Genomic DNA, 25312 nt, shown 5'->3' on the forward strand with positions numbered 1-25312 from the left:
CTTCTTTATTTTCAAGGGCTTTCAGGTTCAAGTACGCGGCCGAAAAAATCAGTCCCCTGCGGTGTCATCCGCGTCGTCGCCAAGGCATTCGATGCAGGCATCCAGAAGATCGTGCAATGCGGCGACGCGCTCGATGCCCAACAGTTCGTTGAGTGCTGTTTGCGCGAGCTTCCAGGCGCGCTGTGCTTCAGCTCGCTTCGCGTGTCCAGCCTCGGTTGCGTCGACAAGACGGCTGCGCGAATCATCGCCTGCACCGACCTTCAGCAAGCCTTGGGCCGCCAAAGGCTGAAGGTTTCTGGTCAATGTCGAAGCATCCATCTGCATGCGCTTTGCCAGATCACCGGGACGAATTGGCCCTAGCTTGACGACATGCGATAGCAGCGCGTACTGCGTGTTTTTCAACCCGGTCTCTGCGACATAGTGGTCGTAGTGGCGCGTCACCATGCGTGTGAGCTGGCGAAGCTTAAGGTTGGTGCATCCTTGTGGCTTGATCGGTTTATTCATGCGGTATATTGTACCTACAACTATTGCATATACAAGTATACCAACAAGGAGCCACTGATGGATGTCGATCAGGTTGTTGCGCAATGGATTGAGGAGGAGCAGGCCGTCCGTGATCGTCTTCAGGCGCCTGATGCGATGCCCAGAGGGCAAGCTTTGAGCCTCACGGGGATGGAAGTCTTCGAGGCGATCTTTGCCGGGGAGTTGCCCCCTCCACCTATCGGAGACACTCTCGACTTTTTGCCGATGTACATGGAGCCCGGCGTGGCTGTCTTCCAGGGTCGGCCCGGGCGCAGGCATTACAACCCTATGGGCACCGTGCACGGCGGCTGGTTCGCAACGCTACTGGACTCTGCGGTGGGCTGCGCCGTGCATACAACGCTGGCGGTAGGCAAAGGCTATACCACGCTTGAACTGAAGCTTAATGTGGTGCGTGCCTTGACCGATGCGGTGCCGTTGGTGCGTGCTGAGGGCAAGGTGATTCATGTCGGGAGCCAGGTCGCCACGGCCGAGGGGCGGATCGTCGGCCCTGATGGAAGGCTATACGCGCACGCCACCACGACATGCCTGATCTTCGATCACCCCAAAACCCCTTCGATGAGCGCTGGTGGCCGAGGCTGAGATCGATGTTTGGACCCGATCCGGACGCCGATCGGCACCGGCGGCGGCGCGCTGAAAGGCACCTGATGTGATTAACGGAGAAAACATGAAATACCTATCATTCGGCAAGACGGGCTTGCAGGTTTCACAGGTAGCTCTTGGTACGGGTAACTTCGGTACTCGCTGGGGCCATGGCGCCGATCAGGATACCAGCAAGGCGATTTTCAACGCGTACGTCGAAGCGGGCGGCAACTTTATCGATGGCGCAGACGTTTACCAGTTTGGGCAATCAGAAGAGCTGCTCGGCACCCTGCTGGAGGGGCGGCGCGAGAACTTCGTACTCGCGACCAAATACTCCACGGGTGCACAACCAGACGCTAACCGGCTTGTCACCGGCAACAGTCGCAAGGCGATGGTGGCCTCGGTGGAGGCAAGCTTGAAACGTCTGCGCACTGATCGCATAGACCTCTACTGGGCGCATTGGCCGGATGATGTCACACCTGCCGAAGAAATCGTTCGAGGGTTCGAGGATCTCGCGCGGGCGGGCAAGATTCTTTACGCCGGTCTCTCCAACTTCCCAGCATGGCGGCTGTCGCGGGCAGTCACCCTCGCCGAACTCACCCATGCAGTGCCGATCGCCGCAGCGCAGTTCGAGCACAGCTTGGTTCGGCGTGAACCTGAGGCTGATTTGTTTCCAGCCTCTCATGCGCTGGGGCTCGGAATCGTCACCTGGTCCCCACTGGGCGGGGGCATGCTGACCGGCAAGTATCGCAACGGGGAGAAGGGACGTGCCGAGGCGTTGGATGGCAAGGTTTTTCAGCCGGAGAACAGCGAGCATCGCACTAAGGTGCTCGATACAGTGATCGCGGTCGCTGACGAACTTGGTGTCAGCCCAGGGCAGGTCGCAATCGCCTGGGCGGGTACACATGGTTCGGTTCCCATCATCGGCCCTCGGTCAGTTACCCAGTTGACCGACAACCTGGGTGCACTGTCGGTCGAACTGTCGGCGCAGCAGATCAGTCGCCTTGACGCCATTAGCAGTCTGCTTCCTTCGGCGACGGCAAGGACGCCCATTCCCTGGGCTACGGGTAATGCAAGTCACGCCGTTGCCTGATGTATTCGATACTCGACATACCCACTCAGGTGCAGCTGGATTTTCTGTTGGGGGCCGTTATTCGTTTTAAGCGGAGCCCGAATCGCCCCCGCCAGCTACACAAAATCCTGTGCACCCTCGCAAGTCTTCGAACGTGCTTGCACCGCCCCCGAGCCGGCTACAAAATCTTCTTTGCGCAGCGCCGTCAGGGCAATCAACGACATCACACCAGTGCCAATGTAGAAATACCACGGTGAGGTGATGTCGCCGGTTTGCTGGATCAACCACGTTGAAATAAACGGCGCGCTGCCGCCGAATACGGCCACCGGAACGTTGTAGGCCACCGCGATGCCGGTCGAGCGGATACGCGTTGGCAACAGTTCGCTCATGGTTGCGTAGGTCGACGAGGCGTACAGCCCGAAGGTGATCGCCACCGCCATCAACGGAAGGAAAAACGTCGCCGGCGTCGCGTCCGGCGCGGATTTGAAGAACCAGTACATCGCCAGCGTCGCCAACACCCCGACTACCATCAGGAATGGTTTACGCCCGTACTTGTCGGTGAACGCTCCCCCCAGCGGCATCACGAGGGCCGCCGACAGGCTGGCGATGAACACGTAAAACAATGTGGTGCCGCTGTCGAATTTCAGGATGCGCGACATGTAGGTCGAGGCGAACGTCAGCACCAGGTAAAAGATTGAACTGTGCAAGGTGATGATGAAAAACACCAAGGTAATTGCCCGCTTCCACTGCCAGACTTCACGCAAGGGTGCCTTCGACGTTTCCCCGGCCTTTTGCAGCGCCAGAAATTCCGGGCTGTCTTCCAGCTTGAGGCGGATGTACATAGAAATCAGGCCCATGGGGCCCGCGATCAGGAACGGAATGCGCCAGCCTCCGGCCTGCATCGTTTCGGCGCCGAGCACCCAGGTCATCCCGTTGGCGACAGCACCGCCCAGCACCAGCCCCAGCACGGCCGTCACCATCAGCCAGCAAGTGGAGAACCCGCGTCGACCAGGGCCCGCGTACTCGGAAATGAAGCTGGTGATGGTGCCAATTTCGCCTCCGGCCGAGAAACCCTGCACGCAGCGGATCAGCACCAGCAGGATAGGGGCCGCGATGCCGATGGACGCGTAAGTGGGCAGCAAACCCAGCAAACAGGTCGAGCCAGCCATCATGAACAGTACGGTAATCAGGGTTTTGCGACGGCCGATCTTGTCGGCCAGCGGGCCGAAAAACAGGCCGCCCAACGGCCGAATGAAGAAGCTCAACGCGAACGCGGCAAAGCTGCTGAGCAAACTGGTGGCGGGGTCATCCGACACGAAAAACGCCTGGCCGATGTACACCGCCAGAAAACCATACACGCCGTAGTCATACCATTCGATGAGGTGCCCGGACGTCGCACCGATAAACGCGCGGCGGCGCTGCCGGGCGAGATTGTGTTGTTGAGTAGCCATCGTCGTATTCCTGTCTTGTTTTTATTGATGGAAATTTCTATTGATGGAAACAGGCGCTTCACTGGGATGTAGCAACGCTCGCGGCCTCCTTGAGCCATTGGCGCAGGTCGGTTTTGAGGATTTTTCCGTAGCTGTTTTTTGGCAGCTCGGTGCGAAACAGGTATTTCTTCGGCTTCTTGAACGACGCCATACGCTCGATAAACCAGTGGTTGAGCTGACCTTCATCCAGGCTGCTCTGGTCACGGGCGACCACGAACGCCACTACCGACTCGCCCCATTGCGCATCCGGCTCGCCCACCACGCACACTTCGAATACGCCCGGATGTGCTGCCAGCACCTCTTCCACCTCACGCGGATACACGTTGCTGCCGCCGGTGATGATCACGTCCTTGGAACGGTCAGTCAGGGTCAGATAACCCTGCGCGTCGAGGTAGCCGATGTCGCCAGTGAACAGCCAACCATCCACCAGGACCTCGCGCGTCGAGGCGTCGTTGCGCCAGTAACCGTGCATCACCGTTGCCCCGCGCACTGCGATTTCTCCGGGCTGCCCGGTGCCAAGGGTTTCGCGCGTAGCGCCGACGATGCGAATCTCGATGCACGATTGCGCCCGTCCCACTGACGATGCCAGGCGTGCCCAATCCGTATGGTTGCGATCAGCGATCAGTTCCCGGGGCAGGGCGCTGACCGTCATCGGGCTTTCACCCTGGCCGTAAATCTGCACCAGCCGAGGGCCAAAGGTGTCCACGGCATTCTGCAAGTCCGCCAGGTACATCGGCGCGCCACCGTAGACGATGGTTTTCAGGCCTTCACCGGCATACCCTTGCTGGCGTGCCTGCTCGACCATGCGCTTGACCATGGTCGGCGCGGCGAATAGCGTCACATTGCCAAGTGAAGTGGCCAGTTCAAACAACTCGACCGCTTTGAATCCGCGAGACACTGGCACCACATGCCGTGCGCCGCAACGCACATGGATGAAGTTGTACAGTCCGGCGCCGTGGGACATAGGTGCGGCGTACACCACCGAATCACCTTCGTGCACCGGGTCGACATCGATCGGGTAACACAGCGACATCGCCATCAAGTTACCGTGGGATAACATCACGCCCTTCGAGCGCCCGGTGGTCCCCGAGGTATAGAACAACCAGGCCAGATCATCGGCATGCCGTGGGACCGGAGTGTTGGTCGGCAGCAACTCAATCGAGAATTCGAACATGTCGTTCAACCCAACCCATTCCCTGCACCCTTCAGGTAACTGGGCCTGGTCAAACAGCGTGCCGTCGTCGGTAAAGATCAGCCGCGCTTGCGCGTTGTCGGCGATCCAGCCGGCTTCGTTGCGATGCAGTTTGCAGTTGATCGGCACCGCAACCGCGCCGACCCACCAGATGGCGTACAGCAGTTCCAGGTATTGACAGCAGTTTTTCATGAAGAGGGCGACGCGGTCGCCGGGCTGAACGCCGTGTTGCTCGCTGAGCGTCATGGCCCGCCGCCGCACGTTTGTGGAGAACTGCTGGTAATCGGCCACTTGTCGAGCACCTTCGAACAACGCAGGCCGCATCGGCCAGCGATGGGCCGCGTCATTCAGCCAATTGGCAATGTTCATGGCTATGCTCTCCGTGCCTGAAGCACCGAGGCGTAGTTGGCCACGGCCATTCCGCCCATGTTGAACAGCAGTCCGAATTCGGCGTCGGGTACAGCGATACCGATGGCCTGTCCGGTCAGTTGTCGGAAGGCCATGGCGTGCATCGACACGCCCGTGGCGCCCACTGGATGACCCTTGGCCTTGAGCCCGCCGGACAGGTTGACCGGAAGTCGCCCGCCGGCCTGCACGATGCCGTCATCCAGCGCGCGATGGCCTTGGCCTCTCGGCGCCAGCCCCATGGCTTCGTAGATCAGCAACTCGGCGATAGTGAAACAGTCGTGGACCTCGGCGAAATTGATGTCGGTCAACGGCACATCCGCGCTGCGCAACGCGTTCTGAATTGCTCGCTGCGGACCTTCGAAGGCCAACAGATCGCGTTGGGAAATGGGTAGGAAGTCGTTGACCTGGGACATCGCACGAATCAGCACTTCGCGACGAAACTGCTTGGCGCGCTTGGCCGAGGCCAACACGATGGCCGCGGCACCATCGGTGATCAGCGAGCAATCGGTCAGGCGCAGCGGCTCAGCGATGTACGGATTGCTCTCGGACACCGTGTTGCAGTGCTCGAAACTCATCGCCTTATGCATCTGTGCCAGGGGATTGCTCAATGCGTTGGCATGGTTCTTTGCGGCAATCTTTGCCATCGACATTAGCGGGCTGTGGTAACGCTGTTGATAGTGCTGCGCCGCCAGGCCAAACAACTGCGGGAAGCTGAAACCGGATTCCTCGATATCATTCTGATAGCCCGCGCCGGCCAGGGCCTTGGTCACCTGTGCAGTGCTGTTGGCGGTCATTTTTTCAGCGCCAACCACCAATACCAAGTCTGCCGAGCCCGAGAGAATCGCATTGATCCCGGCCTGAATGGCGGCTGAGCCTGAAGCGCAGGCGTTTTCGCAACGGGTGGCGGGTTTGAAGCGAAGCGCAGGGTCCGCTTGCAGCACCAGGGAAGCCGGAAAACCGTCAGGGACCATGCCCGAATTGAAGTGTCCGAGGAAAATTGCGTCGATCTCAGATGCATCGACGGCCGCATCGGCGAGCGCTTGGTGGGTGACTTGCACGATCAGATCTTCGAGGGTCAAATCACTCAGTCGACCGAAACGGCTGTGTCCGGCGGCGACGATGGAAACGGTGTGGTTAGCCATTATTGTTTTTCCTTTGCGATTGCAGGCGTTCCCTACAATGGCCCACCGCAAAGTCTGATCGCTACTTCGTGCAACTACGTATAGGAGTGAGTAGCCGAACTGACCGATACTGGGCTCATACCCATAAAAAGCAGCAGGACTGCACGATGAAAGATCCACTGGAAGACCTTGAACGGCTGGCGTTTCAAGTGTCGCCGGCTCCCCAAGTGATCACCGGCAACCGCAGCATGCTTGATCTCAACGTGGCATTTCTTGAGTTGTTCGGGTTCCAGCGCGACGAGTTGATCGGCGAGTTGATCCTCAAGCTCTATCCCTCCCAAGCCGACTACAAGGCCATAGGCGAACGCAGCCTGAGCTGGCTACAGCACAGCAAGAACGGCTCCTATTCCGATGAGCGCTTCATGCAGCATCACAGTGGTGAAGTGTTCTGGGCCAGGGCCAATGGCTACACGCTGACGCCGGATGATCCGTTTCAGTTGATGGTCTGGCATTTCGAGCGTATGGACCGCGTGTTTCACGCGACGGTCAACTTGACGCCGCGAGAACGGGAAATCTCGGCGCACATTGTCAACGGCCTGACCTGCAAGGAAATCGGCCGTAAATTGAACATTTCCCACCGCACTGTCGAAGTCCATCGGGCCCGGCTGATGAAAAAGCTGCAGGCCAAGAACAGCGCGGAGTTGGTGTCAAAGATCATTGTGCTGAATTGAAGTCGACGTCCTCCCTGCGCATCTGCACCAGTTTGCCGGCGCGGCCCGGCAACAGAACCAGCAGGCGCATTGCGACGGCAACGCTGCCGTCGTTGCACTCCACCCAGCCGCGCCGAGCCTTAGCCATTTTGCGCTGGCGACGCAGCTGCGTAATGATCGTGGCGATGTGTTCGAGCTTGATCTTGAACTGACAATCTTCGGGGTTGGCAGTGATATCTGAGAGGCACTCCAATTTTCATCGGCTGCATGTTCACCGCTCCGCTTAAAGTCTCAGGCCGGTCTATCGATTCGCAGAGAGTGCGGTCGGCGCTGTTCTCATCAATAAAAGATCAGATGAACAGCCTGCCCGACGACGCCTAAAGACTGTCCGGATCCCCGAAAAACATCTGAATCCGCGACCGCAACCAGCGCTCCCCCGGATCGTTATCCTGGGACCCACGCCAGGCCATGTGCAGCTCGAAGGTGCGGGTTGGTAGCGGTGGGTTTTCGGCGCGCAGGCCGCCGGCGGCGGTCAGGGCTTCGGCGGTGTAGTCCGGTACGGTGGCGAGGATGTCGGTGCCGGCCAGCAGGGTGCCCAGGCCGTTGAACTGCGGGACGGCGAGCACCACGTGGCGTTTGCGACCTTGTTTCTCCAGCTCTTCATCGACGAAGCCACTGAGGTCGCCGGCAAACGACACCAGCGCATGGGGGCGGGCGCAGAAGTCGTCCAGGCTCAGTGCGCCGGGCACGGTGTCGGCGCGCAGCAGCTTGGGCTGGCTGCGGCGCAGCACTTTGCGCTTGGCATTGGCCGGCAGGTCGGTGGTGTAGCTGACGCCAATGGAAATTTCTCCTGAGGCCAGCAGATTGGGCATCAACAGGTAGTTGACCCGGCGCACCACCAGCACGATGCCCGGTGCCTCGGCGCGCAGGCGCTTGAGCAGCATGGGCAACAGGGCAAATTCGACGTCATCCGACAGGCCGATGCGAAATACCGTGGTGCTGGTAGCGGGGTCGAACTCGGCTGCGCGGCTCACGGCCGTGGAGATCGAGTCCAGGGCTGGGGAGAGCAGGGCGAAGATTTCCACCGCGCGGGCGGTCGGTTCCATACTGCGTCCGGTGCGCACGAACAGAGGGTCGTCGAACAGTCCCCGCAGGCGCGAAAGGGCCGCGCTGATGGCCGGTTGGCCGAGGAACAGCTTCTCGGCGGCACGGGTTACGCTGCGTTCGTGCATCAGGGTTTCAAACACGATCAACAGGTTCAGGTCGACACGACGCAGGTCATTACGATTCATCTGGAGTCCTGGCAGAGTCAGCAAGCTTGACGAGAGCGGCCATATGAGAACAATGACCGGCATGAATCTTACGGGGAAAGGCTGTTACTCTGCACCGAGTAATTCATTTTTCCCACAATGCTGGTTCGGTTTTCTAGATTGATTGACGGATTTCCGGAGCTGCGGAATCAATGACAGGCATGTCGACTATTAATAGCCACTGATGGTCTTGGCCACAAAGCCCGGATAAAGTTCATGGCATTAGAGGTTACTTTGACGAGGTTTGCGATGTCCCGCACGATCCGTTTTCACAAGTTTGGTCCAGCCGAGGTGCTCAAATGCGAAGAGCATGCGGCTGCTCTGCCGGCACCCGGTGAAGTACAGGTGCGTGTCGAGGCGATAGGCGTCAGCTGGTATGACATCCTCTGGCGGCAGAACCTGGCATCGTCCCATGCACGGCTGCCGTCCGGGCTGGGGCATGAGATGGCGGGCGTGGTCACGGCCCTCGGTGAAGGCGTGGATGACCTGGTAGTTGGCGACAAGGTGGCCAGCTTCCCGGCGGAAAGCCCCAATGACTACCCGGTGTACGGCGAGCAGATCGTGCTGCCGCGTTCGGCGCTGACCCGTTATCCCGATGTCCTGAGCCCGATCGAGGCGGCGGTGCATTACACGCCCTTGCTGATCGCCTATTTTGCCTACGCCGATCTGGCACGGGTCAAACCCGGGCAGTTTGCCTTGGTGACTGACGCCAGCCACTGTGCCGGCCCGTCCTTTGTGCAACTCGGCAAGGCTTTGGGTGTGCGGGTAATTGCCGCGACCAAGACTGCCGAAGAGCGCGAGTACTTGCTGTCGCTGGGTGCCGAGAAGGTGATTGTCACCGAAGAGCAGGACCTGCTCATGCAGATCAACAAGCTCACCGACAATCGTGGCGTGGATGTGGTGTTCGACGGCCTGGGCGGCCCACAGATGTCGCTGCTGGGCGACGTCCTGGCGCCACGGGGCAGTTTGGTGCTGTATGGCCTGCAAGGCGGCAACCAGACGCCATTTCCGGCCTGCGCAGCGTTCCAGAAGAACATTCAGTTTTTCGTGCACTGCATCGGTAACTTCACCGGCAAGCCCGAGTTGGGGATTGTCCAGGACCAGGCCGCGCTGCAACGGGCCCTGCGCGAAATCAACCAATTGACTGCCGACCGCGTGTTGCTGCCGCTCAAGACCCGGGTCTTCCCGTTCGCCGAGTTCGTCGAGGCGCATCGCTATATGGACGAGTGTCCGTGTCGCGAGCGAGTGGCGATTCTGGTCGAGCCCTCCTGAGATCAGCTCAACAAACAGCCCGCGAAAGCGGGCTGTTGCGTTTATAGCCCCTGATCAATCCCGCAAATTTTGTCCTGATAAACAACCCGTTCAGCAACTGAACTGGTTTTTGTCTGTGATCTGTATCTTCTAATCAATATCCAAGCCCTGATAATTGAATGATCACTTTCATCTCAAGGAATGAGTCATGGCTGAGCCTTTTGTTTTAGTCAGCGCTATTAACAGTGTCGGGTGGCGGGCGCATTGCTCGCCCACGCCGGGCGTTGGTGTTTGGCAAGTAGCGCAGCTAACTACTAGTTGCGTATTTTTTGCCGGGTTATGGCTTCTTGGTTTTGCGTACTCATTGTCTGTGGGAAGTTGTCGGAATTGTCCTAGGCGTTGCCGTATTTGCCTGAAAGCCCCTGATTCAGGCGCACGCAGGCGAACTTTCCGGCGTGCTGAATCTATTAGGGCAATAGTGTCAAATAGTTGCCGAGGTCAAAATGCCACCATTGATCGCCGATAATTACACCTCGCACTAATCAATCGAGATTGATCACTGCCACAGCGGTTGAGCGATGTTCTTTTGATACCGACTTATTGAATTTCAGGTAAATAACGATGAGCACCATGCATGATTCAGCGATGAACAATGTCTATCACCAAGTACTGACTCGACTGCTGAGTTTCTTCTCCCGGGCAGAGCGCACCGCACTGCAACTTTTGATCCAGCGTTTACTGGTAGCGGCTGGCGGCCCGGAAAGAATCGAGCATTTCAAAGTCCTGCTGGCCCACTCCGGTAGCCAGGACAGCTGCTACTCGCTGGCGTTGCTGCGTGCCGCGCAGTTGAGCATCGCCGCCCGGTCGCCAGCGACCTTCCAGCTGCGGGTGGCAACCCTGCGCATGGGCTCGACGACGCCGGCGATCATGGACAGTATTCAGCGCAGCTATGCAGCGCTGTTTGTCTACGATGACCCGCGCGTCGAGGTGCTGATGGTCGATAACCGTGAGGTATTGCCCTTTAGTCATTTACCAGCGCTGTCCGACGCCGGCCGAGAATGGAATCGCACCAGCCTGTTGTTGCTCGGCCATTCGCGAGAGCCGGGGAGTCCTTATGAAGCCTGTGATGACGGCTACCTGGCCACCGGCGAATTTTATGGGCAGATGAGCCGCTGGCAGGGTGGCGTGGATGCGCTGGTGGGCGGAGCAACGGCACGTCAGCAGCGGCAGTTCCTGGCCGGGTTGGCGCGAGCAGCCCAGCGCGCCAGCTTGCCGACGCTGGCAGAACCGGCTCTGAGCATGGATGGCCTGCTGAGCAGCCTCGAACAACTGGACAACGATTGCTACCGCGAGCTGTATGCCGAGCAACAAACCGTGGCCTGGCGACCCCAGGCGGGTTTTGACGCGCGGCGCGGGACCACCTTTATCGATATCCAGGACCTGGTGACGGGCAACGCGCAAGAGCGCTGGCTGTTGCTCAACGAATTCCTCGGCCTGCAGGCGGAGGAAGCGGATGTCGCCCTGCGGGAAAACGACTACGCCAGCGCGCTGCTGTCGGCCCATTGTCGTGGATTGCAGGCCAGCTACCTGGAGGGCCAGCCGTATGAGCGCGGATTTGCCCAGTACGTGCAGCGCGGGTTGTTGCTCATGCGTAAAAGAGGCCTACCAGAGCCCGTTTGCCAGCAGGCCTCGGCGTTTTACGACAATCCCCCGGCATTGGCCGAGCGGCGCATCGAGGCCAACGCAGAACTCCAGCAGAACCTGGGTTTGTGCGAAGCGCAACTGGTGTGCCTGTTGTTCGCGCCCTTTGTCGGCCAGGGCGCGGGTCTGGAGAGATTTCTGCGGCGTTGCCATCCCGGCATGCTGGTGGCTATTGGCGAGCTGCACAAGGCATTGCAGGGCGAGGCCGCGCCGGAGCAGGTGATGCACTGGATGGTGGATGTCAGCGGCTTGCCGATCAACCTGATGCGCACGCTATATCGCCGGCGTCCCGTGCTGGAGGCCGGCGTTGCGGACTCCAGTGGCGGGGCCTTGGTGCACGCGCTCAATGCTCTGTCAGCGCGACCTTGAGGAGCCTGGTTTGACTGATTCGAACTACATGGGCCGCGACACCAGCGGCCAGGCGTGTCTGCCCCAGGCTCGGCCCCTGACCCTTGCTGCGATTGGCCTGCGTCCATGAAAGAGCAGAGAGAGAGCGACTTTGCCTATCAGGCGGTGTACCGCTACCTGACCTGCCTGATCAATGAAATGGAGGCCGAGACGCCAATCAAGCTGCCGTCACTGCGGCAACTGGCCGAGCGCCTGAGCGTGTCGATTTCGACTATCCAGTACGCCTACTCGCTTTTGGAGAAGGAAGGGCGGGTGTACTCGGTGGCCAAGTCCGGTTACTACGCCTTGCCGGTGTCGCTGAACGCGGCGTTCTGCGGCGGCAATGACCTGCTGGAAACCCTCTACGTGAGCGCCAGGCGTCCGGGCATGTTGGTGATGAGCACCGACGAGCCGGCCCTGCTGCAGTCGCTGGACAGTCCGTTACTGCTGCTGGAGCGCGAACTGGTGCGTCAATATCCGCGCCAGCAGCAACCGCACTCCCAACCCTGTGGCGAACTGGAACTGCGTACCGCGTTGGCAGCGCGCTACACCACATCACCGATCCGTTGCTGGCACGCTGACGATGTCTACATTGGTGCCGATTTGCGCGGCGTGCTGGAGATCCTGATTGCGGTGCTGGCGCTCAAGGGCGCCACCGTGCTCGTGGAGTCGCCCTGTGACTGGGTGATCCTGCGCTTGTTGCAGGCGGCCGGGGTCCAGGTTATCGAGTTGCCGATCGGCGAGGATGGCTCGCTCGACCCGCAATGGCTGGCACACCTGTTGGCGACCGAAACAGTGCGCCTGGTGCTGCTGTCCTCCGGCGTAAGCATGCCCAGGGGCAGCCAGATGCCGGCCGCCAACCGGCAGGACATCGCGCACCTGTTGCAGGAGCACGGTTGCTGGGTCCTGGAGAATGATGTCTACGGCGAGCTCGGGCACGAGCCGAACGAGTTGCGCTTTCGCGACCTGCTCGATCCCGAGCGCTTGATCGTGTTTTCGACCTTCGAAAAGCTCATGGGGCCCGAGGCGCCTTACGGCTACCTGCTGTCGCGCCCGCTCAGCGCTGAACTGCAGCGGACCTTTTTGCTGCGCTCATTCCGCTTGTCACCGATCCGCCAGAAAGCCATTGCCCGGCTGTACAGCAGTGGACGCATCGACCAGCACCTGCTGGTATTGCGTCGCCTGCTCAGTGAACGCAAAAGCCGCATGGTGCAGCTGTTGCAGGAGCGCCTGGGTGATGCGCTGGACTTCGTCGAGCCGGCGGGTGGCGCGACCCTCTGGGCCCGCTCGCTGCGTCCGGTCGATATGCGCCGAGTGTTCCAGCGCATGCTCAAGCAGAGTGTGGTGATTGCCCCGGGGGAGCTGTTCAGCTTGCATGGCCTGCATTCGCAGCATGTGCGACTGAGCCATGCGTTCAATGGCCAGCACGATCTGGACACGACCATGGCGATGCTCGGCGATGCCCTGAGGCTGGAGTTGATGGAGTAGTCGAGGGGCAAATAATCCTGACCTGGCGCGGATAGATATCGTCGCTCTATAGTCAAACTGCCAGTAAACTCCCTGCCTATTCTTGAACCACTCTTTTTCAGAGGTTTTGCATGACACTCAGTCCTTTTGCGGGCAAGCCGGCACCAGCAGAGCTCTTGGTCGATATCCCGCGACTGGTAACAGCCTATTACACCGGTCGGCCCGATGCCTCGGTGGCGACCCAGCGCGTTGCGTTCGGCACCTCCGGGCACCGTGGCAGCTCGTTCGAGCTGAGTTTCAACGAATGGCACGTCCTGGCGATCAGCCAGGCGATCTGCCTGTATCGCCAGGCCCAAGGCATCGACGGCCCATTGTTCGTCGGTATCGACACCCACGCGCTGTCGACGCCGGCCGGTGCCAGCGCCTTGGAAGTGCTGGCAGCCAACGGCGTGACCGTGATGATCGCCGCCAATGACGAATACACCCCGACCCCGGCCATTTCCCACGCGATCCTGTGCTACAACCGCGGCCGCACTTCGGGCCTGGCCGACGGTATCGTCATTACGCCGTCGCACAACCCGCCGCAAAGCGGTGGCTACAAGTACAACCCTACCAACGGTGGCCCGGCCGATACCCACATCACCAAGTGGATCGAAGCCAAGGCCAACGAGCTGCTGGCCAACCAGTTGGCCGGGGTCAAGCGCATCAGCTACGAGCAGGCGCTCAAGGCCAGCACCACCCATCGCCATGACTTCCTCAATACCTATGTCGCCGACCTGATCAATGTGATCGACTTCGACGCAATCCGTGGGGCCAATCTGCGCCTGGGCGTCGACCCACTGGGCGGCGCCGGAGTGCGCTACTGGTCGGCTATCGCCGAGCACTACCGCTTGAACCTCGAGGTGGTAAACACCGAGGTCGATCCGACGTTCCGCTTCATGTCGGTGGACTGGGATGGGCAGATTCGCATGGACCCGTCCTCCAGCCACGCCATGCAGGGCCTGATCGGCCTCAAGAAGCGCTTCGACGTCGCGTTTGCCTGCGACCCGGACCATGACCGCCACGGTATCGTTACCCCCTCCGGTGGTTTGCTGGCGCCGAACAACTACCTGGCAGTCGCCATCGACTACCTGTTCCAGAACCGTCCGTTGTGGCGTGCCGATGCGGGCGTGGGCAAGACCGTGGTCAGCAGCGGCCTGATCGATCGCGTGGCCAAGCGCCTGGGTCGACGCCTGTACGAAGTGCCGGTGGGCTTCAAATGGTTCGCTGACGGGCTGTTCGACGGCTCCCTGGGTTTTGGTGGCGAAGAGAGTGCGGGCGCTTCGTTCCTGCGCAAGGATGGCGGCGTCTGGAGCACCGATAAGGATGGTCTGATCCCGGCGTTGCTGGCCGCGGAAATGACCGCCCGCACTGGCCGCGACCCGAGCCAGGCCTACCGTGCCCTGACCGATGAGCTGGGCGAGCCCTTCGCCGTGCGCGTCGACGCCAAGGCCAGCCCCGAACAGAAAGCCCTGCTGGGCAAACTGGCGCCGGAGCAGGTCAAGTCGACCCAACTGGCGGGCGAAGCGATCCAGAGCATCCTCAGCAAGGCGCCGGGCAACGACCAGGCCATCGGTGGCTTGAAAGTCATGACCGAAAACGGCTGGTTCGCCGCCCGTCCTTCAGGCACCGAAGACATCTACAAGATCTATGCCGAGAGCTTCATTGGCGACGATCACCTCAAGCAACTGGTGCAAGAAGCCCAGACCCTGGTGGATGGCGCGATCAGCGTCTGAACCCCGGCTCCCACCCTTGTGGGTGCGAGCCTGCTCGCGCTGGCGGTGCGTCAGGTACCGTCGGTGTTGGCCCAACCGCGAACCCGCAAAGGGCCTCAGCGGCGCAGGTACGAGCCAAAATCGATGTCCCCGGCACTGAGGATCGCCTGCACCCGGTTGTGCACGTTGAGCTTGCGCAGAATGGCCGAGACGTGGGCCTTGACCGTGGTCTCGGCGATTTCCAGGGTGTAGGCAATCTGCTTGTTCGACTCGCCCTTGGTCATCCGTTCGAGTACCAGCAACTGTTTGCGAGTCAAAGCCTGGAGCAGTTCCGGCGGGAAACTCGGGGTGTCGTTCATGCGCCGCTGGCTGCTGCTTTTTTGCGTGCGGATGATATCGGGCGGCAGGTACACGTTGCCGTTGAGAATCTGCTCGATGGCTTCGGTCATCTGCGCCCTGGGCGAGGACTTGGTGATGAAACCCACCGCGCCATAGGTAATGGCTTGCAGGACGATCTGCTTGTCCTGTTCGGCGGAGACGATTACCACCGGGATGGTCGGCGCTTCGTTGCGCAGGTTGATCAGGCCATTGAGGCCGTGCATGCCCGGCATGTTCAGGTCCAGCAGGATCAGGTCCAGGTCGTCATGGCTCTGGGTCAGGGCCAGGGCACTGTCCAGGTCGGCGGTTTCCATCACCTCGCTGCCGGGAAAACCATCGCTGATGACGTTATGAATGGCTTCGCGGAACAGTGGGTGATCGTCGGCAATCAGAATTTTGTACATAGCCTTTCACCTCGTTATTTTGATTATGGTGTGGCAACAACACGCAAGGGTGCAACGTCAGGGAAAGGGCTCCGGTTGGGCCAGGGTCACGGGCAGGTTCGCCGCCTGCCAGGCATCCAGGCCGTCGCGGTACCAGTACACCGACTGATAGCCCAAGGCTGCGGCGCGTTTTACCGCGTTCCAGCTCAGCCAGCAATCGGAGCGGCAGTAAAACACCAGTGCACGCCGGGTATCGCCCGCGGTCAATGTTTGCAGGTTACGCGCAAAGTAGGCCTGCCAGGCAGGGCTCAGATCGCCGTCACCGGTGTTGGCCAGCCAGTGGCTGCCGGGCAGATTCTCGTGGGGCTGGTCTTCAATGAAACGCTCATGCAGCCATTGCCGACGGTAGACGTCGATCAGCAGCGGACGCGGTGTCTGGCCGAGCAGGGTTTGCAGGCTGGCGGTATCGACAATACTCGCGCCCGGCGCCTGGTCGGGCGTCGGGCTGCGGTACAGGCCGATGCGGTAGCCCTGGGCGGAAAACAGCGGGCTGTCGGCGTGGGCCACGCCCAGCAGCAGGCACAGCGACAGGGCAGTGAGAGGAGGGCGCAACAGGCGATGGCAGGCACGCAGCATAGCGGTTCAGTCCTTATCGTTATGAACCTATTACATGCCAGACGTTGTGCCTTGGGAATGCGACGATAGACAGGAAAACCAGTACCAAAGTAGTAGTTTTGCGCCTTTGCTGGCAAATACCGCCTAACCTGCCTTGCGCAACGCTGCATGCTGCGGGTTGAACGTCAGCACCGCCAGCAGGCCGAACAGCAGCGTCAGCCCGGCGCACACCGCCAATGCCAGGGGGTTGAACCGCTCATACAGGGCAAACCGCACCAGTTCCACCGCATGGCTGAACGGATTGACCGCACACAGCCAGTACAGCCACTCGCTGGAGTCGCGCATTTTCCACAGCGGATACAGCGCCGACGACAGGAAAAACAACGGGAAGATCACGAAATTCATCACCCCGGCGAAGTTCTCCAGCTGGCGGATCCCATTGGACAGCAGCAACCCCAGGGCGCTGAGCATCAACGCCACCAGCAACAGCGCCGGCAGGGCGAGCAGCAGGCCCGCCACCGGCGGGCGCACCCCATACAGCCAGGCAATCGCCAGGAAGGCATACACCTGCAACAGCGAAACCAGCGCGGTCGCCAGCAACTTGCTGCACAGCAGGAAGGTCCGTGGCAGGGGGCTGGTGAGCAGCACGCGCATGCTGCCCATTTCCCGGTCGTAGACCATCGACAGCGAACCCTGCATGCCGTTGAACAGCAGGATCATGCAGGCAAGACCGGGGATGATGTAGACCTCGTAGGGGATGTAGGTGTCGTAGGGCTCGATGATTGCGATACCCAGCGCCGCCCGAAAGCCGGCGGCAAACACCAGCAGCCACAAAAGCGGGCGTACCAGGGCGCTGAGAAAGCGCGTGCGCTGCAACACGAACCGCAGCCATTCGCGCAGCACGATCCCGCGCAAGCAGTGCCAGTAGGCGTTCATCGGGTGGCTCCCATGGTGGTCAGGCGGTTGAAGGCCGTGCCGAGGTCGCCGCCATGTTCCAGGCTCAAGTCCGCGGCCTGCCCGCTGGCCACCAGGCGACCCTGATGGAGAATCAGCAGGTCGTCGCTGGGCGACACCTCGTCCAGCAAGTGAGTGGTCCACAGCACGCTCAACTGTTGCTCGCGGCACAGGCTACGCAGGTGCTGGTTGAGGGCCAGGCGGCTGGCCGGGTCGAGGCCGACGCTGGCTTCGTCGAGCAGCAACAGGCGCGGTTCGTGTAGCAGGGCGCGGGCGATCTCTACCCGGCGACGGTGGCCACCGTTGAGTTCGCGCACCCGTTCACTGCGGCGCTCGGTCAGGCCCTGGCGCGCCAGTTCGGCCTCCACCCGCTGGCTGCTCTGGTGCCGGGACAGGCCATGCAGGGCAGCGTGGTAACGCAGGTTCTGTTCGACGCTGAGGTCCAGGTCCAGGGTGCTTTGCTGAAATACCACGCCCAATTGCTTGAGCGCCGGACGCGGGCGGTCGCGCAATGAATGGCCGCCGACCCGGATCTCGCCGCGCTGCAGGTCATAGAGCCGGGTGAGCAGGGCAATCAAGGTCGACTTGCCTGCGCCGTTGGGCCCCAGCAACGCGGCAAAACGCCCTGGTGCCAGACTGAAGCCGACCTGGTTCAGCGCCTGGCGGGCACCGTAGGCGAAGCTCAGGTCGCTGACGTCCAGGGCGTTCATGGCGTGACCACCACGCCCCAGGGGTAACGCCCGACCTTCACCGACTTGACGACCTTGAGGCTGTCGACATCGATCACCGAGACATCGCCGCTGACGCCGTTGGTGGCCAGCAATTGTTTTTGATCCGGGGTGAACGCCATCTGCCAGACGCGGCGGCCCACCAGCAGGTAGTCGAGGATTGCAAAGGTCCTGGCGTCGATCACCGCCACATGGTTGGCCGGGCCGAGGGCGACAAACCCGTACTTGCCGTCGGCGCTGAGCTTGACCCCCACCGGCTGGACCTTGTCCGGGTGCACGCCCTTGATCTGGAAGTTCAGGGTCTTGAGCACCTTGCGGCTGGCCACCTCGAGAATGGTCACGGTGCCGCCGATTTCCGCCGAGGCCCAGAGCTGCTGGCCATCCGGGGAGAACTCGACAAATCGTGGGCGCTGGTCCACCAGGGTGCTGTCGGCCAGGGTCTGGGTGCTGGTGTCGATCCAGTGCAGCATGTTGGTGGTTTCACTGGTGTTCACCGCCCACTTGCCATCGGGGCTGACGGCCATGCCTTCGGGTTCGACGCCGACGCTGATCTGCCCGAGCACCTTGGCGGTCTCGGTGTCGATCACCGTCACCAGCGCATCGTCTTCGTTGGAGACGTACAGCCAGCGGTTGTTGGGGTGCAGGGCGAACTGCTCGGGGTCCTTGCCGGAAGGCAGCTCCTTGATGATCTTGCGGGTCGCCACGTCCATCACCTGGACCCGGTCCGAATCACTGGCGCAGATGTACAGCAGCTTATTGTCGTGGGACAGCAACAGGCCACGAGGGCGCTGGCCGACGGGCAGGGTGTCGGTGACTTGCAGGGTCTGCAGGTCGATCAGGCTCAGGCTGTTGTCCTTCTCGTTGGAGACCCAGGCGGTGCTGGCCGCGGCGTGCCCGGCGGCGAGCAACAGGGCGCATGAGAGCAGGGTGCGGCGCATGGCGGATACCTTCTGGTTGTTGTGGGGTGGCAATTTCAGGGAAAGCGGCAACTGACCTCGGGCTTGTCGTAACCCAGGCTGTCCATTTCGTTAAAGGGGTGCAGGAAACCCTCCTGGGGTGAAGTGCTGACCAGCGCCCGGGGCTGCACGATGGGGATGGGTTGGCGTAACTGGCCATTCCAGGGGCGATAGCTGAGCTTGCGACCCTTGAAGCCGTCCAGCGGCAGTTGGTCGCTGAGTTGCAGCTCGCGGATCGCCATGGGGTCGGCGTTGCGCAGCTTGCTCACCGCACTGGCGACGCTGCGCACGGCCATCCAGGCGGCGAAATCGCGGTCGTTCATCCAGCGCCCGGCCAGGGCCTCGAAGCGTTTTTGCAGCTGCGCGGCGCCGTAGGTTTCCACGGTCTTGTGCCAGCCCACGGGAGTCAGGCCCTGGGTGCCGGCGACCGGGCGCGGGTACCAGGTCTGGTAGGGCACGTACTCGCCGAAATCGCCGCGCTCATCGGCCACCAGCACCACGTCATACTCGGTGGTCTGGGTGAACAGCGGCATGTCGGCCTGGGCGCTGCGGCGTTGGTCGTTGTCGAAACTCCAGGCCTTTTCTGCCACCAGTTGCAGGCCAAAGCGCTTGGCGGCGCGCCGCAGGGCGGCGGCATAAGCCTGGTCGTCTGCGGTCGGGCCGACGATTAGCAAGGCCCGCTGCCATTTGCGTTGCACCAGCAATTGCCCCAGGGCATCGGCGAGCATCGCCCGGCTCGGCAGACTGTGCAGCACGTTGGGCAGGCAGTCGGTGCTGCGCAAACTGTCATCCGGACTCCCGGCATTGAACAGCAGGCTGTCGGGCAATGCCGCGCTCAGCTGGCGCAGGCTGGACGCCGGGGCGTTGACCACAAACAGCCGCAGCCCTTGCTCATGCTGGGCCTTGGCGGCGTCCAGTAGGGCTTGCGGGGTGACGACGCTGGCGCTGAGCAAGTGGTAGCTCTGGTTGAGAAAGCGCCCGGTGCTGTTGCTGTCGGTGATCGCCAGTTCGGCGCCGCGCAGGCCGGCGTCAGTCGGTTCGCCAATCACGTTGGACAACAGCGGACCCGGGTCGGGGCGATAGCCCAGGTAACCGATCTGCACCGGCAACGGTGGGTCCGCCGCCTGGCTTTGGCTCGCCACGCCGGCGGCGCAGGCAATCGCCAGCAGGTAGATCAGGGCGTAGGGGGCAAGCTGGCGCATAGGGCACTCCGTTCCAGGTAGCGCCAGCATAGGAAGCCCACGAGCAGGGGGAAATATGCAGAAAGTACCAGTCAGCCAGTACCAAGGTAGTAACTGCGCCAAGGCGGCGTGGTTTTAGCATGGGCAATAACGGCTATTTCAGTGGAGGCGATTGATCATGCGAATTCTCAAGGCGCTGCTCCTGCCGTTGTTGCTGATCCTGAGCATGATCGGCGTCGACCGCCTGCACGGTCCGCAACCGGTCGCAGCGCGGGTCATGCCCGCTCTACCGGGGCGCTAGGCGTGTCGGCCCTGTGGCGGATCAACCTGTGGGTCTGCGGCTTTTTTGCCCTGGTGACCCTGGGGTGCATGGGCTTGCTGCTGCATCAGGCGCTGGCCGATGTCGAGCGGGAACTGCAGTCGGCAGAGGCGGTGGTCGAGTATCTGAGCGAAAGCGCGGCACGCGACCCGGTCAGCCTGCAGCCCCGGCTGACCGAGGGCCTGCGTCACGTGCGGGTACGCTGGTTGCAGCCGGGGGAGGCGGCACAGGCTCCGGTGCACAAAGGAATGGATGCCTGGCTCGCCCGACTGCTGTTTGCCGAGCGCCTGCACAGCCCCCGTCTGCTTGATCTGCGCGACGGCCGGCGGGTACAAATTGCCCTGGACCCGCGGGACGAACTCGATGAAGTCTGGGACTCGGTGCAGCAACTGCTCGGCCTGTGTGCCCTGGCGTTGATTGTCAGCCTGTTGAGTATTCGTTGGGCAGTGCGCCGTGGCATGGGTTTGCTCGATGAGTTGCTGCGGGCCTTGCAGCAAGTGTGCGCTGGGCAGCTCAAGGTCCGTCTGCGCGGTACCGGCTTGGCGGAAGCGCGCCAACTGGCCCAGCAGTTCAACCGCATGACCGAGGCCCTGGAACAGGCCCATGCCGACAATGCCCGGTTGACCTGCACCCTGTTGGCCGTGCAGGAGCAGGAGCGCACCCATTTGGCCCAGACCCTGCACGACGATCTTGGCCAGTACCTGGCGGGGATTCGCGCCCAGGCCTGTCTGCTGCGCCTGGTCGCGAACCAGCCCCAGACCATCGAGCGCACGGTGCGCGAGCTGGAGCACAACTGCGAACACCTGCAGCAGGGCTTTCGCGCCCTGGTCCAGGATCTCTATCCGGTAGTCCTGCAGCACCTGCCGTTGAGTGCGGCCGTGGGCTTGCTGGTGCAGCAGTGGCAGACCCGGCAGGGCATCGATTGTCGGTTGCGGGTCAGCGCCGATCTGCCGCTGCTGTCCGCACCGCACCAGACCCATCTGTATCGGCTGCTGCAAGAAGCCCTGACCAACATTGCCCGTCATGCTGGCGCCAGTCAGGTGCGGGTGCGCCTGCATCATTGCGGCGGACGATTGCGGGTGCTGGTGCGCGATAACGGTCGTGGTGCGCAGCAACCACAGCAACCGGGTGTCGGCCTGTATTCAATGTTCGAACGGGCCCGTTGCCTGGGCGGCGAACTGCGCATCATCAGTCAGCCCGGCGCCGGTTGGGCGCTGGCCTTGAGCATGCCTTTGGAGGTGTCATGAACATTTTGCTGGTCGATGATCACGCGGTAGTCCGCCAAGGCTACGCCAGCCTGTTGCGGGCGTTGTTGCCGGCGATCGAAGTGCGCGAAGCGGCCACCGGCGAGGAGGCGTTGAGCCGGGTCCAGGAGGCGCTGCCGAACCTGGTGATCATGGATTTTGGCTTGCCGGGCATCAGTGGCCTGGAAACCACCCGCCGCCTGCGCCAGCGTTTGCCGCAACTGCGGGTGCTGTTTTTCAGCATGCACGATGAATTGCCGCTGGTGCGCCAGGCCCTCGATGCCGGGGCGTCGGGCTACCTGACCAAAAGCTCGGCGCCTGAAGTGTTGATCGAGGCGGTGCGCCGGATTCTCGCCGGTCACGCCTATATCGAGCAGCCCCTGGCTACCCAGTTGGCGTGCCACCCGCAACAGGACGCCAGCGATCCGCGCCTGCAGAGCATGACCCAGCGTGAACTGGAGATCTTTGTGATGCTCGCCAAAGGCACCCCGGCACGGCTGATTGCCGAGCAGTTGAGCATCAGCAGCAAGACTGTTTCCAACCACCTGACCTTGCTCAAGAGCAAGCTGCAGGTCAGCTCTCATGCCGAACTGGTGCACCTGGGGATTGATATGGGGGTGGTGCGGGTGGCTAGCTGACGGAGCATTCAACATCGATGTCGCCTGACACACCGCCATCGCGAGCAAGCCGCAAGCGGGCGCTCGCTCCTACAGGTTTTGCGTCGGTGTATGCAAAACCTGCGGGCGGCCAAAAAGCAATCAAATGATCGAGCGAATCCGTAGGGTTTAGTGGACGTATGCAAAATCTGCCGGTATCGAAAAATCCCACTGTGGGCACGAGCCGGGTGTTCGTAGAGTCTGGGTAAAGCCAGTCATTTATCCCAGGTCGTTGGACAACCGACACACCCCTCCATGTTCGCATCCTGAAAGTTGCCGTAATGCTGGCGCGAGCCGCTGAGGTTGGCCTGGGCCAGGTTGCTTTCGCCGAACTTGGCTTCCTGCAGGTTGGCGTCGCTGAGGTTGGCGCCTTGCAGGTCGGCCTTGCTCAGCCAGGTCATTTCCAGGTCGGCGGCGCGCAGGTTGGCGTTGTGCAGCTTGGCGCCGGACAGGCGGGCGAATTGCAGGTAGGCGCCGCCCAGGTTGGCGTCCTGGAATTGCGCGCCTTGGGCAAACAGGCCCCAGCCCTGGACCGCCAGCAGTGTCGCGCCGGTGAAGTCGGCCAGGCGCAGGTTGCTTTGTTGCAGGCTGGCGCGAGTCAGGTTAGCGCCTTGCAGTTGGGCCTTTTCCAGGTTGGCCAGGTCGAGGCGGGCGTGGCGCAGATCTGCATCGCGCAGGTCGGCGCCGCTGAGGTTCATGTTGCGCAAGTCCTGGTTGCTCAGGTTGGCGCCACGCAGATTGGCGCCGGGGCATTGGCTGTGGTCGGCGATGGTGCAGCCGTTGATGATCAGCGGGGTGTCCTCACCGTCGTCGGCGTGGGCGGCGGTGAGGCTCAGGAGAAGCAGCAGAGGTAGATAGTTCATCGCAAGGTTCTCGGAGGTGCCGATTTCCCTGTAGGAGCGAGCGGGCGCTCGCTCCTACAAAGTATGTGTCAGTAGCGAGGATCAGCGTTTGGCGGTCGGGTTATCCCAGCTCGGGATCTTGAACACCCAGAACGAGCCACCCTGGGCCACGGGTTTGGTCAGCTCGGCCATGTCGCCGCCCCACAACGGCACAGCACCGCCGTAACCGACGGTCACGCCGATGTACTGCTCGCCATCCTGTTCCCAGGTGATTGGCGGCGAGACGATGCCGCTGCCGGTCTGGAACTTCCACAGCTCCTTGCCGGTTTTCGCATCGAAGGCCTTGAAGAACCCGTCGCCGGTGCCGGTGAACACCAGGTTGCCCTTGGTCGCCAGCACGCCGGCCCACAGCGGCAAGGCCTCCTTGTGCTCCCAGACCACTTTGCCGGTGGTCGGGTTCATGGCGCGCAGGATGCCGACGTGGTCGTCGTACATGCGCTTGATGCGGAAACCCATGCCCAGGTAGGCCGAGCCCTTCTTGTAGTTGACCTCTTCGGTCCAGTATTCCTCTTTCCACTGGTTGCCCGGGATGTAGAACAGCCCGGTGTCCTGGCTGTAGGCCATGGGGTTCCAGTTCTTGCCGCCGAGGAACGGCGGCGAGACTTCCACCGGCTTGCCCTTGGTTTCCCCTGGCAGGGGCTTGGCCGGGCGTTGGCCCTCGTTCTCCACCGGACGTCCGGTCTTGAGGTCGATGTGGCTGGCCCAGGTGATGTTGTCGACGAAGGGGAAGGCGTTCTGCAGTTTGCCGTTGTTGCGGTCGACCACGTAGAAGAAGCCGTTGCGGTCGGCGTGGCCGGTGGCCTTGATCAGTTTGCCGTCCTTGTCCTTGTAATCGAACAGCACCAGCTCGTTGTTGCCGGAGAAGTCCCAGGCATCGTTCGGGGTGTGCTGGTAGAACCACTTGACCTCGCCGGTGCTCGGGTCGACCCCGACCTGGCCTGAGGTGTAGAGGCTGTCGTAATCGTGCGGGTTACCGTCCTTGGAGGTACGCGCCCAGGTGTTCCAGGGCCCGGGGTTGCCAGCACCGACGATGATGGTGTTGCTTTCCGGGTCGAAACTGGCGCTCTGCCAAGGGGCGCCGCCGCCATGGCTCCAGGCCTCGACCTTGCCGGTCTCGGTAGTCGGGTCATTGGGCCAGGACGGTGCCTTGACGTCACCGGTGGGGGTGCTGTCCTTGCCGTTCAGGCGGCCCATGTGGCCTTCGACGAAAGGCCGCATCCAGACTTCTTCGCCGGTGTCCGGGTCGCGGGCAAACAGTTGGCCGACCACGCCGAATTCATCGCCAGAGCTGCCGTGAATCAGCAGCACCTTGCCGCTGGTTTTGTCCTTGATCAGCACCGGGGCGCCGGTCATCGTGTAGCCGGCGGCGTGGTCGCCAAACTTCTTGTTCCATACGACTTTGCCGGTGTTCTTGTCGAGGGCGATCAGCCGCGCGTCGAGGGTGCCGAAGTAGATCTTGTCGCCGAAAATCGCCGCGCCACGATTGACCACGTCGCAGCACGGACGAATGTTGTCCGGCAGGCGATGGTTGTAGGTCCACAGGCGCTTGCCGGTCTTGGCGTCGAGGGCAAAGACCCGGGAGTAGGAACCGGTGACGTACACCACGCCGTCGCTGACGATGGCCTGGGATTCCTGGCCGCGCTGTTTTTCATCGCCGAAGGAGTAGGACCAGGCCGGGGTGAGCTTGAACACGTTCTGGTCGTTGACCTGGGCCAGCGGGCTCCAGCGCTGGGCGTTGGTGCCCATGCCGTATTGCAGCACGTCCTTGGTGGTCAGGTGGTCGTTGGCAATGTCTTCCCAGCTCACCTTGGCGCTGGTCGGGGCGGTGGCAGCGTACCCGGTGGTGCCCAGGGACAGGCCGCCCACCAGCAGGAAGGCCTGCACGGCGAGGGTCAGGGGGGAAAGGGCGGGTAGCGATCTTATTGTCATGGTTGCAGTTCCCAGTGGAGGTTTTGGCCTGCACAGGGTGCTGCGCCGTGTCGGTGGCGCCTACGGAAAAAGTCCCGCTGTG

At 61.7% G+C, this 25312-nt stretch carries 23 protein-coding genes and 1 pseudogene; 10 read left to right on the forward strand and 14 right to left on the reverse strand.

Annotated features, from left to right (window positions below; genetic code table 11):
* Positions 1-48 precede the first annotated feature (48 nt).
* Positions 49-504, reverse strand: coding sequence for a MarR family winged helix-turn-helix transcriptional regulator (locus tag ACM6IP_RS01050; protein WP_095168886.1), 456 nt, complete (start codon positions 502-504; stop codon positions 49-51).
* 57 nt (positions 505-561) lie between these two features.
* Between ACM6IP_RS01050 and ACM6IP_RS01055 the strand changes: the two genes are divergently transcribed.
* Both ACM6IP_RS01055 and ACM6IP_RS01060 read left to right on the forward strand, forming a co-directional pair.
* A complete protein-coding gene (locus ACM6IP_RS01055) occupies positions 562-1122 on the forward strand; it encodes a PaaI family thioesterase (protein WP_095168885.1) in 561 nt (186 codons plus the stop codon).
* An 85-nt stretch (positions 1123-1207) separates the two neighbouring features.
* Positions 1208-2215: an aldo/keto reductase gene (locus ACM6IP_RS01060; protein WP_414860745.1), complete on the forward strand. Its 1008-nt coding sequence runs from the start codon at positions 1208-1210 to the stop codon at positions 2213-2215.
* A 95-nt stretch (positions 2216-2310) separates the two neighbouring features.
* Here the strand turns inward: ACM6IP_RS01060 and ACM6IP_RS01065 are convergent, their stop codons facing one another.
* The 3 genes from ACM6IP_RS01065 to ACM6IP_RS01075 are packed head-to-tail and all read right to left on the reverse strand — an operon-like array spanning position 2311 to position 6426.
* A complete protein-coding gene (locus ACM6IP_RS01065; protein WP_414860746.1) occupies positions 2311-3645 on the reverse strand; it encodes an MFS transporter in 1335 nt (444 codons plus the stop codon).
* 58 nt (positions 3646-3703) lie between these two features.
* Positions 3704-5245 (reverse strand): class I adenylate-forming enzyme family protein, encoded by a 1542-nt coding sequence (locus ACM6IP_RS01070; RefSeq protein WP_414860747.1) that lies wholly within the window; start codon positions 5243-5245, stop codon positions 3704-3706.
* A gap of 2 nt (positions 5246-5247) precedes the next feature.
* The gene (locus ACM6IP_RS01075; RefSeq protein WP_414860748.1) at positions 5248-6426 is read right to left on the reverse strand and encodes an acetyl-CoA acetyltransferase; all 1179 of its coding nucleotides are present in this window, start codon (positions 6424-6426) and stop codon (positions 5248-5250) included.
* Positions 6427-6572: 146 nt separating this feature from the next.
* Between ACM6IP_RS01075 and ACM6IP_RS01080 the strand changes: the two genes are divergently transcribed.
* Positions 6573-7136, forward strand: a complete 564-nt coding sequence (locus ACM6IP_RS01080; RefSeq protein WP_095168880.1) for a LuxR C-terminal-related transcriptional regulator — start codon at positions 6573-6575, stop codon at positions 7134-7136.
* On the opposite strand, the pseudogene ACM6IP_RS01085 reads toward ACM6IP_RS01080, so the two are convergent.
* Together ACM6IP_RS01085 and ACM6IP_RS01090 are read right to left on the reverse strand one after the other, a co-directional pair.
* Positions 7126-7320, reverse strand: a pseudogene (locus ACM6IP_RS01085) (integrase); the annotation flags it as partial. The gene ACM6IP_RS01080 and the pseudogene ACM6IP_RS01085 sit on opposite strands and share 11 nt — an antisense overlap.
* Before the next feature lie 172 nt (positions 7321-7492).
* On the reverse strand, positions 7493-8407 hold the full coding sequence (locus ACM6IP_RS01090) for a LysR family transcriptional regulator (RefSeq protein ID WP_166591581.1): 915 nt from the start codon (positions 8405-8407) through the stop codon (positions 7493-7495).
* A 267-nt stretch (positions 8408-8674) separates the two neighbouring features.
* Between ACM6IP_RS01090 and ACM6IP_RS01095 the strand changes: the two genes are divergently transcribed.
* The 4 genes from ACM6IP_RS01095 to pgm all read left to right on the forward strand — a co-directional run bounded on the left by ACM6IP_RS01095 (position 8675) and on the right by pgm (position 15006).
* A complete protein-coding gene (locus ACM6IP_RS01095; protein WP_159995725.1) occupies positions 8675-9697 on the forward strand; it encodes a zinc-dependent alcohol dehydrogenase family protein in 1023 nt (340 codons plus the stop codon).
* 600 nt (positions 9698-10297) lie between these two features.
* Positions 10298-11746, forward strand: coding sequence for a hypothetical protein (locus ACM6IP_RS01100; RefSeq protein WP_414860749.1), 1449 nt, complete (start codon positions 10298-10300; stop codon positions 11744-11746).
* A gap of 105 nt (positions 11747-11851) precedes the next feature.
* Positions 11852-13252: a PLP-dependent aminotransferase family protein gene (locus ACM6IP_RS01105; protein WP_414860750.1), complete on the forward strand. Its 1401-nt coding sequence runs from the start codon at positions 11852-11854 to the stop codon at positions 13250-13252.
* Positions 13253-13362: 110 nt separating this feature from the next.
* Positions 13363-15006 (forward strand): phosphoglucomutase (alpha-D-glucose-1,6-bisphosphate-dependent), encoded by a 1644-nt coding sequence (gene pgm, locus ACM6IP_RS01110; protein WP_414860751.1) that lies wholly within the window; start codon positions 13363-13365, stop codon positions 15004-15006.
* A gap of 95 nt (positions 15007-15101) precedes the next feature.
* On the opposite strand, the gene ACM6IP_RS01115 is transcribed toward pgm, so the two are convergent.
* The 6 genes from ACM6IP_RS01115 to ACM6IP_RS01140 all read right to left on the reverse strand — a co-directional run bounded on the left by ACM6IP_RS01115 (position 15102) and on the right by ACM6IP_RS01140 (position 20201).
* The gene (locus ACM6IP_RS01115; RefSeq protein ID WP_095168874.1) at positions 15102-15767 is read right to left on the reverse strand and encodes a response regulator transcription factor; all 666 of its coding nucleotides are present in this window, start codon (positions 15765-15767) and stop codon (positions 15102-15104) included.
* A 57-nt stretch (positions 15768-15824) separates the two neighbouring features.
* On the reverse strand, positions 15825-16382 hold the full coding sequence (locus ACM6IP_RS01120) for a PQQ-dependent catabolism-associated CXXCW motif protein (protein WP_414860752.1): 558 nt from the start codon (positions 16380-16382) through the stop codon (positions 15825-15827).
* 123 nt (positions 16383-16505) lie between these two features.
* The gene (locus tag ACM6IP_RS01125) at positions 16506-17297 is read right to left on the reverse strand and encodes an ABC transporter permease (RefSeq protein WP_414860753.1); all 792 of its coding nucleotides are present in this window, start codon (positions 17295-17297) and stop codon (positions 16506-16508) included.
* Positions 17294-18025 (reverse strand): ABC transporter ATP-binding protein, encoded by a 732-nt coding sequence (locus ACM6IP_RS01130; protein ID WP_414860754.1) that lies wholly within the window; start codon positions 18023-18025, stop codon positions 17294-17296. Before ACM6IP_RS01130 ends, ACM6IP_RS01125 begins: the two co-directional genes overlap by 4 nt.
* Positions 18022-18981, reverse strand: coding sequence for a YVTN family beta-propeller repeat protein (locus tag ACM6IP_RS01135; RefSeq protein WP_095168870.1), 960 nt, complete (start codon positions 18979-18981; stop codon positions 18022-18024). The genes ACM6IP_RS01130 and ACM6IP_RS01135 overlap by 4 nt, the downstream gene beginning before the upstream one ends.
* Positions 18982-19016: 35 nt before the next feature.
* Complete coding sequence (locus ACM6IP_RS01140; protein ID WP_414860755.1) at positions 19017-20201, reverse strand: ABC transporter substrate-binding protein; 1185 nt, start codon at positions 20199-20201, stop codon at positions 19017-19019.
* Positions 20202-20358: 157 nt separating this feature from the next.
* Between ACM6IP_RS01140 and ACM6IP_RS01145 the strand changes: the two genes are divergently transcribed.
* From ACM6IP_RS01145 to ACM6IP_RS01155, 3 genes are read left to right on the forward strand one after another with little or no spacing between them, the layout of a single operon-like run.
* Positions 20359-20481, forward strand: coding sequence for a hypothetical protein (locus tag ACM6IP_RS01145; RefSeq protein WP_256585469.1), 123 nt, complete (start codon positions 20359-20361; stop codon positions 20479-20481).
* A 2-nt stretch (positions 20482-20483) separates the two neighbouring features.
* Positions 20484-21746, forward strand: a complete 1263-nt coding sequence (locus ACM6IP_RS01150; protein ID WP_414860756.1) for a histidine kinase — start codon at positions 20484-20486, stop codon at positions 21744-21746.
* A complete protein-coding gene (locus ACM6IP_RS01155; protein WP_159995743.1) occupies positions 21743-22381 on the forward strand; it encodes a response regulator transcription factor in 639 nt (212 codons plus the stop codon). The genes ACM6IP_RS01150 and ACM6IP_RS01155 overlap by 4 nt, the downstream gene beginning before the upstream one ends.
* Positions 22382-22614: 233 nt before the next feature.
* Here the strand turns inward: ACM6IP_RS01155 and ACM6IP_RS01160 are convergent, their stop codons facing one another.
* Both ACM6IP_RS01160 and exaA read right to left on the reverse strand, forming a co-directional pair.
* A complete protein-coding gene (locus tag ACM6IP_RS01160; RefSeq protein WP_414860757.1) occupies positions 22615-23262 on the reverse strand; it encodes a pentapeptide repeat-containing protein in 648 nt (215 codons plus the stop codon).
* Between the two features lie 81 nt (positions 23263-23343).
* Positions 23344-25230 carry a quinoprotein ethanol dehydrogenase gene (gene exaA, locus ACM6IP_RS01165; RefSeq protein WP_414860758.1) on the reverse strand — a complete coding sequence of 629 codons (1887 nt, stop codon included), beginning with the start codon at positions 25228-25230 and terminating at the stop codon, positions 23344-23346.
* Positions 25231-25312: the final 82 nt, after the last annotated feature.

It is taken from the genome of Pseudomonas sp. IT-P176 (genome assembly GCF_949767245.1).
In the GTDB taxonomy this organism is placed as follows: domain Bacteria; phylum Pseudomonadota; class Gammaproteobacteria; order Pseudomonadales; family Pseudomonadaceae; genus Aquipseudomonas.

What these genes read in the sequence shown, in the direction of transcription:
- ACM6IP_RS01055 (WP_095168885.1), top strand. Translation starts at nt 562, where the DNA reads ATGGATGTCGATCAGGTTGTTGCGCAATGGATTGAGGAGGAGCAGGCC.
- exaA (WP_414860758.1), bottom strand. Translation starts at nt 25,230, where the DNA reads ATGACAATAAGATCGCTACCCGCCCTTTCCCCCCTGACCCTCGCCGTG.
- ACM6IP_RS01065 (WP_414860746.1), bottom strand. Translation starts at nt 3,645, where the DNA reads ATGGCTACTCAACAACACAATCTCGCCCGGCAGCGCCGCCGCGCGTTT.
- ACM6IP_RS01060 (WP_414860745.1), top strand. Translation starts at nt 1,208, where the DNA reads ATGAAATACCTATCATTCGGCAAGACGGGCTTGCAGGTTTCACAGGTA.
- ACM6IP_RS01095 (WP_159995725.1), top strand. Translation starts at nt 8,675, where the DNA reads ATGTCCCGCACGATCCGTTTTCACAAGTTTGGTCCAGCCGAGGTGCTC.
- ACM6IP_RS01075 (WP_414860748.1), bottom strand. Translation starts at nt 6,426, where the DNA reads ATGGCTAACCACACCGTTTCCATCGTCGCCGCCGGACACAGCCGTTTC.
- ACM6IP_RS01070 (WP_414860747.1), bottom strand. Translation starts at nt 5,245, where the DNA reads ATGAACATTGCCAATTGGCTGAATGACGCGGCCCATCGCTGGCCGATG.
- ACM6IP_RS01120 (WP_414860752.1), bottom strand. Translation starts at nt 16,382, where the DNA reads ATGCTGCGTGCCTGCCATCGCCTGTTGCGCCCTCCTCTCACTGCCCTG.
- ACM6IP_RS01115 (WP_095168874.1), bottom strand. Translation starts at nt 15,767, where the DNA reads ATGTACAAAATTCTGATTGCCGACGATCACCCACTGTTCCGCGAAGCC.
- ACM6IP_RS01090 (WP_166591581.1), bottom strand. Translation starts at nt 8,407, where the DNA reads ATGAATCGTAATGACCTGCGTCGTGTCGACCTGAACCTGTTGATCGTG.
- ACM6IP_RS01050 (WP_095168886.1), bottom strand. Translation starts at nt 504, where the DNA reads ATGAATAAACCGATCAAGCCACAAGGATGCACCAACCTTAAGCTTCGC.
- ACM6IP_RS01145 (WP_256585469.1), top strand. Translation starts at nt 20,359, where the DNA reads ATGCGAATTCTCAAGGCGCTGCTCCTGCCGTTGTTGCTGATCCTGAGC.
- ACM6IP_RS01160 (WP_414860757.1), bottom strand. Translation starts at nt 23,262, where the DNA reads ATGAACTATCTACCTCTGCTGCTTCTCCTGAGCCTCACCGCCGCCCAC.
- ACM6IP_RS01140 (WP_414860755.1), bottom strand. Translation starts at nt 20,201, where the DNA reads ATGCGCCAGCTTGCCCCCTACGCCCTGATCTACCTGCTGGCGATTGCC.
- ACM6IP_RS01100 (WP_414860749.1), top strand. Translation starts at nt 10,298, where the DNA reads ATGAGCACCATGCATGATTCAGCGATGAACAATGTCTATCACCAAGTA.
- ACM6IP_RS01130 (WP_414860754.1), bottom strand. Translation starts at nt 18,025, where the DNA reads ATGAACGCCCTGGACGTCAGCGACCTGAGCTTCGCCTACGGTGCCCGC.
- ACM6IP_RS01135 (WP_095168870.1), bottom strand. Translation starts at nt 18,981, where the DNA reads ATGCGCCGCACCCTGCTCTCATGCGCCCTGTTGCTCGCCGCCGGGCAC.
- ACM6IP_RS01155 (WP_159995743.1), top strand. Translation starts at nt 21,743, where the DNA reads ATGAACATTTTGCTGGTCGATGATCACGCGGTAGTCCGCCAAGGCTAC.
- ACM6IP_RS01125 (WP_414860753.1), bottom strand. Translation starts at nt 17,297, where the DNA reads ATGAACGCCTACTGGCACTGCTTGCGCGGGATCGTGCTGCGCGAATGG.
- ACM6IP_RS01080 (WP_095168880.1), top strand. Translation starts at nt 6,573, where the DNA reads ATGAAAGATCCACTGGAAGACCTTGAACGGCTGGCGTTTCAAGTGTCG.
- ACM6IP_RS01105 (WP_414860750.1), top strand. Translation starts at nt 11,852, where the DNA reads ATGAAAGAGCAGAGAGAGAGCGACTTTGCCTATCAGGCGGTGTACCGC.
- pgm (WP_414860751.1), top strand. Translation starts at nt 13,363, where the DNA reads ATGACACTCAGTCCTTTTGCGGGCAAGCCGGCACCAGCAGAGCTCTTG.